The 10706-nt window shown below is 41.0% G+C and carries 11 protein-coding genes; all 11 read left to right on the forward strand.

The features are described from left to right. The first annotated feature begins 146 nt into the window (after window positions 1-146). The 11 genes from HRJ06_RS20475 (at window position 147) to lysS (ending at window position 10322) form a co-directional block, all read left to right on the forward strand. Complete coding sequence (locus HRJ06_RS20475) at window positions 147-1040, forward strand: peptidyl-prolyl cis-trans isomerase (protein WP_174734835.1); 894 nt, start codon at window positions 147-149, stop codon at window positions 1038-1040. A gap of 733 nt (window positions 1041-1773) precedes the next feature. Beyond that, window positions 1774-2703, forward strand: a complete 930-nt coding sequence (gene cysK / locus HRJ06_RS20480) for a cysteine synthase A (protein WP_174734836.1) — start codon at window positions 1774-1776, stop codon at window positions 2701-2703. 93 nt (window positions 2704-2796) lie between these two features. Further along, window positions 2797-4254, forward strand: coding sequence for an anthranilate synthase component I family protein (locus tag HRJ06_RS20485; protein WP_174734847.1), 1458 nt, complete (start codon window positions 2797-2799; stop codon window positions 4252-4254). After that, a complete protein-coding gene (gene pabA, locus HRJ06_RS20490) occupies window positions 4238-4834 on the forward strand; it encodes an aminodeoxychorismate/anthranilate synthase component II (RefSeq protein WP_174734837.1) in 597 nt (198 codons plus the stop codon). Before HRJ06_RS20485 ends, pabA begins: the two co-directional genes overlap by 17 nt. A 1-nt stretch (window position 4835) precedes the next feature. Next, window positions 4836-5726, forward strand: a complete 891-nt coding sequence (gene pabC, locus HRJ06_RS20495; RefSeq protein WP_174734838.1) for an aminodeoxychorismate lyase — start codon at window positions 4836-4838, stop codon at window positions 5724-5726. After that, the gene (gene folP / locus HRJ06_RS20500) at window positions 5711-6559 is read left to right on the forward strand and encodes a dihydropteroate synthase (protein WP_174734839.1); all 849 of its coding nucleotides are present in this window, start codon (window positions 5711-5713) and stop codon (window positions 6557-6559) included. The genes pabC and folP overlap by 16 nt, the downstream gene beginning before the upstream one ends. Continuing rightward, on the forward strand, window positions 6552-6911 hold the full coding sequence (gene folB, locus HRJ06_RS20505) for a dihydroneopterin aldolase (RefSeq protein WP_174734840.1): 360 nt from the start codon (window positions 6552-6554) through the stop codon (window positions 6909-6911). The genes folP and folB overlap by 8 nt, the downstream gene beginning before the upstream one ends. Window positions 6912-6913: 2 nt before the next feature. Then, entirely contained in the window at window positions 6914-7441 is a 528-nt protein-coding gene (folK, locus tag HRJ06_RS20510) for a 2-amino-4-hydroxy-6-hydroxymethyldihydropteridine diphosphokinase (protein ID WP_174734841.1), read from the forward strand. Then, a complete protein-coding gene (locus tag HRJ06_RS20515; RefSeq protein WP_174734842.1) occupies window positions 7393-7617 on the forward strand; it encodes a helix-turn-helix domain-containing protein in 225 nt (74 codons plus the stop codon). The genes folK and HRJ06_RS20515 overlap by 49 nt, the downstream gene beginning before the upstream one ends. Before the next feature lie 25 nt (window positions 7618-7642). Next, complete coding sequence (gene dusB, locus HRJ06_RS20520) at window positions 7643-8644, forward strand: tRNA dihydrouridine synthase DusB (RefSeq protein WP_174734843.1); 1002 nt, start codon at window positions 7643-7645, stop codon at window positions 8642-8644. Between the two features lie 196 nt (window positions 8645-8840). Next, the gene (gene lysS, locus HRJ06_RS20525) at window positions 8841-10322 is read left to right on the forward strand and encodes a lysine--tRNA ligase (protein WP_174734844.1); all 1482 of its coding nucleotides are present in this window, start codon (window positions 8841-8843) and stop codon (window positions 10320-10322) included. Window positions 10323-10706: the final 384 nt, after the last annotated feature.

Here is a 10706-nt window from a genome sequence, read left to right on the forward strand (position 1 = left end):
TGCGCTTTATTGTGTCTAGCTCAGCGCCTAGCCTCTCGAGTGCTTCGGTCCAGCTGGTGAAGTCAAAGAACGACTTCTTCATCTGGCCTTCCAGCACTTAGCGAGGCAGTACAAGGTGCTTACGCATTTCTTGAGGGGGAAGAGGGTTGGAGAAGAAGCAGTTATGGATAGTAATTGCGGGGCTTGTTTTAGTTAATTGCCTAACTATTGTTTTTTTTCTGTCAGGAAGTGGAGAGGCGGGATCAAAGATTTTCGCAGGGGAACAGGAAACGGTTGCGAAAATTGGAAAAGAAACGATCTCTCGTCAGGAATGGCTGACTGAAATGGAAGAACGCTATGGGGAAGATACGTTACGAGATTTAATAGATCAAAAAGTAATAATTCAAATGGCTGATGATTATGGAATAAAGGTTTCCGATAGCGCGATAGAACGTGAACTAAATATGCTAAAGGCTATGTATGGATCTGGAGAAGCGGGCAACGAAGAAAAATGGAAACAAGAGATAAAATATAATCTGCTACTTGAAGAATTGCTGACAAAGGATGCAAACGTGACCGAAGCAGATATGAAAAATTTTTATGAGCAAAATCAAACATTATACGATGTGCCAGCCTCTTACCATTTATCGCAAATTGTTGTTAAAACAAAAGGAGAAGCAGAGCAGACTGTTAAAGAATTAAAACAAGGTTCAAGCTTTTCAGCATTAGCAATGGAACGTTCTATAGATGAATTCTCAGCTCAGAAGGGCGGAGACCTTGGGTTCATTAATGTAGAGGATGACAGCTACCTGCAGAATATAGAAGAGCTTGTAAAAGGTATGGAAAATGGAGAGTGGACCGATCCGGTAGAAACGGAATCAGGCTATGCTATTTTAATGGTACATGAAAAGCTTAAGGGCAAGAAATATTCCTTTGAGGAAGTAAAAGGACAAATCCGTCGTCAAATTGCATTGGAACAAATGGATAGGCCTGTTTCTGCCAGAGCATTTTGGAGTGAAACAAAGGTAGATTGGTTTTATGAAGAAAAAGAAAAAAGGTAATATAAAACCCGAGAAGCTGTCTTATTTTTAAGAAGTTTTCGGATTCGGAGTGAAGGCGATCGATCGAAAATGCTTAGGCATTCCGTCGTGCGCGGGCTTGCGAAGCTAGCCAACTACTATGCCTTCATGGCTCGGGAGTCATACCTTGTAGACTGCACCTATGCCGGGTGCGCACAAAAAGTCCAAGTCGCTCTTTTTTAAAAGTGCGTTGGACTTTCGCTGCTGAAGTATTTGGTTAATAGCACTAGGTTGATTGGAAAGGACTCCTCATTATGCAATCTCATAATTTCGTGTGATGTTAACTCACGGATGCTTTTCTTGTGCTGTCACATTTCCTTAGTGCCAAGGCTTATTCTGGGATGCCCAATCAGTCTCCTGCGGGCTCACCGCACGCCCCGCGGAAAGCGAGTGCTGGAGCGAAAATCAACAGTATATTTGAACAGAGCCAGATTTTTTATAAATTTCCTTGGAGTACATGCCATTTTGGTTTGTACTTTTTTCAATCCAATTATAACTGGTACCTACAATATTCTTATTATCAACTGCACTATTTAACTTAGTATAAACATGTTTAATATACAGCTTGGAGGATAGTTTAAAGGAATAAGATGATTTTCAAAAATTGGTTATTTAGTCGGACTATTCAGTAATAAAATATTGACAAGTGACCGAATGATTGGTACCTTTTAATAAAACCAATAAAAATAGTCGGAATAAAAAGGTGGTATAAAAAATGGTCAGAATTGCAAATTCCATTAATGATTTAATTGGTCAAACACCAATTGTAAAACTTAACCGTCTTTCAGATGAAAACAGCGCAGATGTTTATTTAAAATTAGAATATATGAATCCAGGAAGCAGTGTTAAAGATCGGATTGCTTTAGCAATGATTGAAGCTGCGGAAGCATCAGGAAAGCTTAAGGAGGGGGATACCCTTATTGAGCCTACTAGCGGGAACACGGGCATCGGCCTTGCTATGGTAGCAGCTGCAAAAGGCTTCAAAGCCGTTCTGGTTATGCCTGAAACAATGAGTATGGAACGAAGGAACTTGCTTCGTGCATACGGCGCAGAGCTAGTCTTAACACCAGGACCAGAGGGCATGGGGGGAGCGATCCGCAAAGCTGAGGAGCTTGCGAACGAACATGGCTACTTTATGCCACAGCAGTTTAAAAATGAAGCAAATCCTGCTGTTCATGAACGAACAACTGGTAAGGAAATTGTTGAGCAAATGGGTGACCAGCTCGATGCATTTATTTCAGGTATCGGAACAGGTGGTACGATAACAGGTGCTGGAAAGGTTCTCCGCGATAAATACAGTAACATTCAAATTGTCGCTGTTGAACCTGCTGATTCTCCTATATTATCAGGGGGCAAGCCAGGCCCTCACAAGATTCAGGGGATCGGTGCGGGATTTGTACCGGATGTATTAAATACTGATATTTATGATAAAGTCGTTAAAGTTGAAAACGAGCAGGCATTTGAGTATGCACGCCGGGCGGCTAAAGAGGAAGGTATACTTGGCGGGATTTCTTCCGGAGCCGCAATCTATGCAGCACTCGAGGTAGCGAAAGAACTAGGAAAAGGCAAAAAGGTATTAGCCATTATCCCTAGTAATGGAGAGCGCTATTTAAGTACTCCGCTCTATCAATTCGAAACTGAATAAAACGGTCAATAGGAGGCAGGCTTAAGCTATGCCTCTTTTTTTTGATAAAAACACAACAAAAAAGTATGAAAGCAGGTATCAATTTCATGTATGATGAGGGGAGAAATTATAGGAGTGACTAAAGTGCCTACATACGAAATTGCTCATTTAAACATTCCCTTTGAACATGAAGATTTTATTAAACAATATTTTGCTATCTCTGAGTCCTACTCCCACCATGCTTTGCTTGAAAGTGGAAGAGGTGGCCAATACAGCATAGCGGGCTTTAAACCAGAAGCTATTATATTTGGGAAAAATGGTGAACTTAATATTAAAGAAAAAGATACAACCTCTACCTTCGCTGGCAATCCATTAGAGAGAATGAAGGAATGGATGGATAAGCATGAGGTCATAGCGGATGATAATTTACCGGATTTCCAAGGCGGAGCTCTTGGATACATCAGCTACGACTATGTACGGTATATTGAAAGGCTTCCTGAATATGCCAAAGACGATCTGCTAGTTCCGGATCTGTATTTTTTACTATTCAGAGAGCTGTTTGTTTTTGACCATATAGCAAAAACCCTTTGGATCATGATTTTACATGAACCGGAAAATAAACAAGAAGCCATGAAAGCAGCTGCTAATTGGAAGGGATTATGGGAAAAGCCTTTAGACATACACCCTGAAAAGGCTGAAAAACAAAAACGGTCTGCAGGGCTAGACTTCTCAATGGACGGTCCGAAGTTTATGCAGGCTGCTGAGAAGATAAGAGATTATATCGCACAAGGCGATGTTTTCCAGGTAAATTTATCGGTACGGCAGTCAGCGGAAATAACGGTTCCAGCCGTTGAAGTTTACAAACAGCTGCGTAAGTTTAATCCGTCTCCTTATATGGGCTATTTTCACACACCAGAATTCCAATTAGTCAGCGCATCTCCTGAGCTGCTTGTAAAATTGAAAAAAGACGAGGTTTCAACCCGCCCTATAGCCGGAACTAGGTCTAGAGGAAAGAATCCTGATGAGGACTTTAAGCTTGCCAGTGACCTGATCCAAAATGAAAAAGAGAGAGCTGAGCATGTCATGCTTGTCGATCTTGAACGAAATGACCTTGGGAGGGTCAGTCAATATGGCTCGGTAGAGGTTAACGAATTTATGGTCATTGAAAAATACTCCCATGTTATGCACATTGTCTCTAATGTTAGAGGGAAACTCGCGGAAGATAAAAGCTGGTTTGATGTAGTGAATGCTGTTTTCCCTGGCGGAACGATAACAGGAGCCCCTAAGGTCAGAACAATGGAGATCATTGATGAACTTGAGCCTGTTAGACGCGGGCCTTATACTGGTTCAATGGGCTGGATTGGCTTTAATCAGGATATGGAATTAAATATTATTATTCGGACGATGCTTGTAAAAGAAGGTACTGCTCATATTCAGGCTGGTGCGGGAATTGTTATTGATTCCGAACCTGCTCATGAATACAAAGAATCTCTGAAAAAGGCACGTGCCCTATGGAAAGCAAAAGAACTTGCAGAAACAGAAAAAGGTGACTTAAATGATACTCATGATTGATAATTATGATTCCTTTACTTATAATCTTGTTCAATATCTTGGGGAACTTGGAGAGGAACTGATCGTAAAAAGGAATAATGAAACAACTGTCAACGAAATCATTCAGCTCAATCCTCAGTATGTCATGGTCTCGCCGGGTCCTTGCAGTCCTAATGAAGCGGGTATTAGTCTTGAAGTGATTGAAAACCTCGCTGGGGTAATTCCGATTTTTGGTGTTTGTCTTGGGCATCAGTCCATTGCACAGGTGTTTGGCGGAGAAGTGGTACGGGCTGAACGCTTAATGCATGGAAAGACTTCTGATATGTACCATGACGGAAAAACGATTTTTGCAGGATTAAGCAACCCATTTCCCGCGACGCGCTATCATTCATTAATCGTCAGAAGAGAAAGCTTGCCAGATTGTTTCGAGGTTTCTGCTTGGACAGATGAAGATGAGATCATGGCTATCCGTCATAAGACTCTTCCCATCGAAGGGGTTCAATTTCATCCAGAATCCATTCTGACTTATGATGGAAGGCAGCTGCTTAAAAACTTTGTGGCTTATTATAAGGTGCCGGCTGCTAGTGGAGTTATAAGGTAATATGTATGTATATATAAACGGCGAAGTCATCAAGAAAGAAGATGTAAGGATTTCTCCCTTTGATCATGGATTTCTTTATGGACTTGGACTGTTCGAAACGTTCCGAGTATATGAGGGCCATCCCTTTCTTCTTGATGATCATTTGGAAAGGCTTAACGAAGGCTTAAGGCTTTTAAATATTGAGGTTCAGTATAACCGGGCACAAGTTTATAACATATTAAAAACCTTACTGAAAAAAAACCAGCTTACGAATGCATACGTCCGTTTTAATGTGTCAGCTGGGAACGGAGAGATAGGACTGCAAACGGACGTCTATACAGAGCCAAATTTAATCATTTTTATGAAGCCTCTATTGTCATCGTTAGAGATAGCTGAGAAGGAAGCGATCCTCCTTAAAATTAACAGAAATACACCTGAAGGAAGCTACCGCCTTAAATCGCATCATTACTTAAACAATGTTCTTGCGAAACGGGAGATCGGACAAGAGCCGGAATCCGAAGGGATTTTTTTAAATGCAGATGGTTTTCTAGCTGAAGGAATTGTTTCCAACTTGTTTTGGATAAAGGATGGAGTTTTATATACACCTTCTGTTAACACAGGTATCCTGAATGGAATTACAAGACAATTTGTAATTAGGATGGCAAAGAATGCTGGAATTGAAGTGATCGAAGGAATGTTTTTAACAGAACAAGCAGAATCGGCAGATGAAATGTTTCTAACGAATTCTATCCAGGAAATAGTGGCTGTATCAAAATTTGGCGGAAGTCAGCTGCCAGGGAACCGCGGGCTAACTGTGAAATGGTTCAGCTCAAATTACCGTATGCAGCGTCGAAAGCTATGGAGCAGAAATGGGATGTTGCTGGAGGGTTTAAGTGAATGGAAAAAGAAATAAATAACATCATTCAGGCTGGTCCATATAGCTTGGATTTCAGAAAAAAAACGTTAGTAATGGGGATTTTAAACGTCACTCCAGACTCCTTTTCAGATGGAGGGAAGTTCAACCGCACTGACCATGCTATAATGCGTGCTCAGGAGCTTGTTGAACAGGGAGCAGATATAATTGATATCGGGGGAGAATCAACAAGACCTGGACACGAGCCAGTTACTCTTGAGGATGAACTTGCTCGTGTTATTCCAGTAATAGAGGCTGTCACGGCCCATGTGGACGCCCCTGTTTCTATTGATACGTATAAAGCAGAAACAGCCCGGCAAGCAGTTTTAGCTGGAGCTCATATCATTAATGATGTATGGGGAGCAAAAGCTGATGCGAATATGGCGGCCGTTGCAGCTGAGCTGAAGGTGCCAATCATCCTAACCCATAATCGTCACGACCGCAATTACAAGAACTTCATTCAAGATGTAATTATGGATCTATACGAAAGCATTTCAATTGTGAAACAGGCTGGAGTAGAAGATAATCATATTATTCTCGATCCCGGAATTGGATTTGCAAAGGATTTTAATGAAAATCTCATAATGATGAGATCGCTTGGAAAACTTGTTTCATTGGGGTATCCGGTATTGCTGGGTACTTCGAGAAAGGGCTTTATAGGCAAAGTCTTAAATGACTTGCCTGCCGACGAGCGAATGGAAGGAACAGGTTCTACTATTTGTTATGGAATTCAACAAGGGTGCCAGATTGTTAGAGTTCATGATGTGAAACCAATCTCTAGAATGGTTAAAATGATGGATGCTCTTATGGGAAAGGGAGATTATAGTGGATAAAATTCATGTTAATCAAATGCAATTTTATGGATATCACGGTGTTTTTCCCGAGGAGACTCGACTTGGCCAGCGGTTTATTGTGGATTTAATAGTGGAGTTAGATTTAAAAGCGGCCGGTGAAAGTGATAACCTGGACGATTCAATCAATTACGCGGAACTGTATCAGGTCTGTAAAGAGGTAGCGGAAGGACCGCCTTTTAAGCTAGTTGAAGCGGTTGCTGAAAAAATGGCTGAAGAAATTCTAGCTCGTCATGCTGCAGTACAAATCTGCCATTTGAAAGTAATTAAACCGGATCCACCCATCCCAGGCCATTATCAGTCAGTTGCAGTAGAGATCACAAGGGGAAGATAGACGTGGAAAATTTCGCATATATAGCAATCGGCTCAAATATGGGGGATAGGGCGGCCTATATGAAAGAGGCCATTCGGTTGCTGAGTTCTGATTCATCTATTACAGTGGTAAATACTTCATCGATTTATGAAACAGACCCTGTTGGGTTTGAAGAGCAAGATTTATTTTTAAATATGGCTGTTCTTGTTTCTACCGACTTAAACCCTTTTGAATTGCTAGATCGGTGCCAAACTATTGAGTTGGATATCGGAAGAATAAGGGAATTTAAGTGGGGTCCCAGAACAATAGACCTTGACATTTTGCTCTATAATCAAGAAAATATTGTAGCAGAGAAGCTTATTGTTCCGCATCCCCGGATGCATGAAAGAGCTTTTGTTCTTGTCCCTTTATTAGAAATGAATCCAAATCTTAGACTGCCAAAGATGGAGGGACCTCTAAAGTCCTGTTTAGCAAATATACCTTATAAAGAAGGAGTACGAATATGGAAGCAGAAAAATGGGGAAGACGTATTCGCGCTTTTCGAAAGTTAAAAGGATTTACGCAGGAAGAGTTTGCAAAGAAACTGGGAGTATCAGTATCCATTCTAGGTGAAATCGAACGGGGAAACCGGATGCCTCCTAACAGATTTATTATGCAGGTAGCGGATGTTTTGAACATCAGTATTGAGGAATTATCTCCTCCGTCAGAGAGCAGTCATACTATATAACTTTTAGTGAAAGGAGGATAAACCCATGCTGAAAATTGGCGATATTGAAATAAAAAACCCTGTAGTGCTGGCACCTATGGCGGGAGTGTGCAACTCTGCGTTCCGTCTTACAGTAAAAGAATTTGGTGCTGGACTTGTATGTGCAGAAATGGTTAGTGACAAAGGAATTGTTCTCAAAAATGAAAGAACAATGAACATGCTGTATATCGATGAAAGAGAAAAGCCGCTAAGCCTCCAAATTTTTGGCGGCGAGAAAGAGACACTCGTAGAAGCCGCAAGATTCGTCGATCAAAATACAAATGCAGATATTATTGATATCAACATGGGCTGTCCTGTTCCGAAGATTACTAAATGTGATGCGGGAGCTAAATGGCTGCTTAACCCAGACAAAATTTACGAAATGGTGTCAGCCGTTGTTGATGCAGTCCAAAAACCAGTTACGGTCAAAATGCGTATGGGTTGGGATGAAGATCATATTTATGCTGTTAAAAACGCACAGATGATTGAACGTGCAGGCGGCAAGGCTGTAGCGCTGCACGGCCGCACACGTGTTCAAATGTACGAAGGACAGGCGAACTGGGATATTATTCGTGAAGTAAAGCAATCCATCAATATTCCGGTTATCGGAAATGGTGATGTCCAGACACCGCAGGATGCAAAACGCATGCTTGATGAAACAGGCGTTGATGGCGTCATGATTGGCCGTGCGGCCCTAGGAAACCCTTGGATGATTTACCGTACAGTTAAATTCCTTGAAACAGGTGAGCTAATGGGCGAACCGTCTGTACGCGAGAAAATTGATGTTTGCATCCTTCACTTAGATCGTCTCATTGCATTGAAGAATGAAGATGTTGCAGTTCGTGAAATGAGAAAGCATGCTGCATGGTATTTAAAAGGTGTTCGTGGTAATGCAAAAGTCCGTAATGGAGTAAATGAAAGCAATACGAGAGACCAGCTAGTAACATTACTAACAGACTACGTTGCAGAAGTAGAAGAAAAGACAAAACAGGATTTCCTTGCTGGATAAAGTTTGACTTTAAAAGGCTCTTTTTCTATAATACGTATGATATTGTTAACTGCCAGTGACCCAAAGCTGGCAGTTTTTATTCTATTTAAGCCTGTTTTGATGTCTGAATTTATGTGTTTGTGTAAAATAATAGAAGGATAGATACGAACGAGGCAATTTTATACCTTACATATACTGAAAACTGGAGTGATCATAAATGAGTGAAGAATTAAATGACCAGCTAATGGTCAGGAGAGAAAAAATGAATGCTCTGCGGGAAAGAGGTCTTGACCCATTTGGCAAGCGCTTTGAGCGTACCCATGATACTGCCCAGATTGCTGCGGAGTTTGGTGACCTTGAAAAAGAAGAAGTTGACTCAAGGAACGTATCCGTCAAAATAGCAGGGCGGCTTATGACAAAACGCGGCAAAGGGAAGGCGGGCTTTGCGCATATTAAGGATCTAACAGGCCAGATTCAAATCTATGTACGGCAAGATGCTGTAGGCGAAGAGCAGTACAGCACATTTGATGACTCTGACCTTGGAGATTTGATTGGTGTTGAAGGAACACTTTTTAAAACAAAAGTCGGTGAATTATCTGTAAAGGTTACAGACTATGTGTTTTTAACAAAGGCATTGCGTCCTCTGCCAGATAAATTTCACGGTTTAAAAGATGTCGAACAACGCTACCGTCAGCGTTATCTCGATTTAATTACAAGTGATGAAAGCAAAGAGACATTTATTAATCGCAGCCGTATTATCCAGTCAATGCGCCGTTACCTTGATGCCCATGGGTATTTGGAAGTCGAAACTCCGTTAATGCATTCGATTGCTGGGGGAGCGTCAGCGCGTCCGTTCATTACTCATCACAATGCACTTGATATGACACTATACATGCGTATAGCTATTGAATTACACCTAAAGCGTTTGATTGTCGGAGGGCTTGAAAAGGTTTATGAAATCGGACGAGTTTTTAGAAATGAAGGGATTTCTACTAGGCACAACCCTGAGTTTACAATGATAGAACTTTACGAAGCATATGCTGATTATAATGATATTATGAGTCTTACCGAAAATCTGATTGCGCATATTGCCCAGGAGGTATTGGGTACTACCACCGTTCAGTATGGTGAGTACGAAGTTGATTTAAAACCGGAGTGGAAAAGACTTCATATGGTAGATGCGATTAAGGAGCACACAGGTGTGGACTTCTGGAAGCAGATGAGTACGGAAGAAGCACAGCAGCTTGCTGAGAAGCATGGCGTTGAAATAACCAAGCACATGCAATACGGTCACATCGTAAATGAATTCTTTGAGCAGAAGGTCGAGGAGAAATTAATCCAGCCTACATTTATCTTCGGTCATCCGGTTGAAATCTCCCCTCTCGCGAAAAAGAATGATGAGGATTCCCGTTTTACTGATCGTTTCGAACTTTTTATAGTGGCAAGGGAACATGCCAATGCTTTTACAGAGCTAAACGATCCTATTGACCAAAGGGAACGCTTTGAAGCTCAGCTCCAAGAAAAAGAACAAGGCAACGACGAAGCACATGAAATGGATGAGGATTTTATTGAAGCGTTAGAATACGGAATGCCTCCAACAGGGGGACTGGGTATTGGTATTGACAGGATCGTTATGCTGCTCACCAATTCTCCATCAATTCGAGATGTACTATTGTTTCCATTAATGCGTCATCGTTAATACCAGAAAAAGCAAAGCATTTAAGTGCTTTGCTTTTTTTATGCGTGTAAAATAAAACCGATTAATGTGAATAATTTTACTTTGTAAGATTGTAAAAAACGTATTGCCACAAATTAATAATGGTGATATATTATTATCTGTTGCTAAAACAAGCAGCACATAAAAAACATCAACAAAAAAACATATTGACTTCAGGTTTTAAACCTGATAATATATAAAAGTTGCTTCATAACGAGGTAACGAGTTGCTCTTTGAAAACTAAACAAACAAGCGTCAACAAACAATATTTATAGTGACTTCAATTATGAAGATCACTAGCCAACGTTTTAAATTATGAGCTAAAACTCATACTCTTTTTTGGAGAGTTTGATCCTGGCTCAGGAC

Origin of the sequence: Mesobacillus harenae (assembly GCF_013343715.1) — a bacterium.
In the GTDB taxonomy this organism is placed as follows: domain Bacteria; phylum Bacillota; class Bacilli; order Bacillales; family Cytobacillaceae; genus Mesobacillus_A; species Mesobacillus_A harenae.

Bases quoted from the DNA above. Each gene is read 5' to 3' on its own strand.
- pabA (WP_174734837.1), top strand. From the start codon at position 4,238: ATGATACTCATGATTGATAATTATGATTCCTTTACTTATAATCTTGTT.
- folP (WP_174734839.1), top strand. From the start codon at position 5,711: ATGGAAAAAGAAATAAATAACATCATTCAGGCTGGTCCATATAGCTTG.
- HRJ06_RS20485 (WP_174734847.1), top strand. From the start codon at position 2,797: ATGAGGGGAGAAATTATAGGAGTGACTAAAGTGCCTACATACGAAATT.
- dusB (WP_174734843.1), top strand. From the start codon at position 7,643: ATGCTGAAAATTGGCGATATTGAAATAAAAAACCCTGTAGTGCTGGCA.
- cysK (WP_174734836.1), top strand. From the start codon at position 1,774: ATGGTCAGAATTGCAAATTCCATTAATGATTTAATTGGTCAAACACCA.
- lysS (WP_174734844.1), top strand. From the start codon at position 8,841: ATGAGTGAAGAATTAAATGACCAGCTAATGGTCAGGAGAGAAAAAATG.
- HRJ06_RS20515 (WP_174734842.1), top strand. From the start codon at position 7,393: ATGGAAGCAGAAAAATGGGGAAGACGTATTCGCGCTTTTCGAAAGTTA.
- pabC (WP_174734838.1), top strand. From the start codon at position 4,836: ATGTATGTATATATAAACGGCGAAGTCATCAAGAAAGAAGATGTAAGG.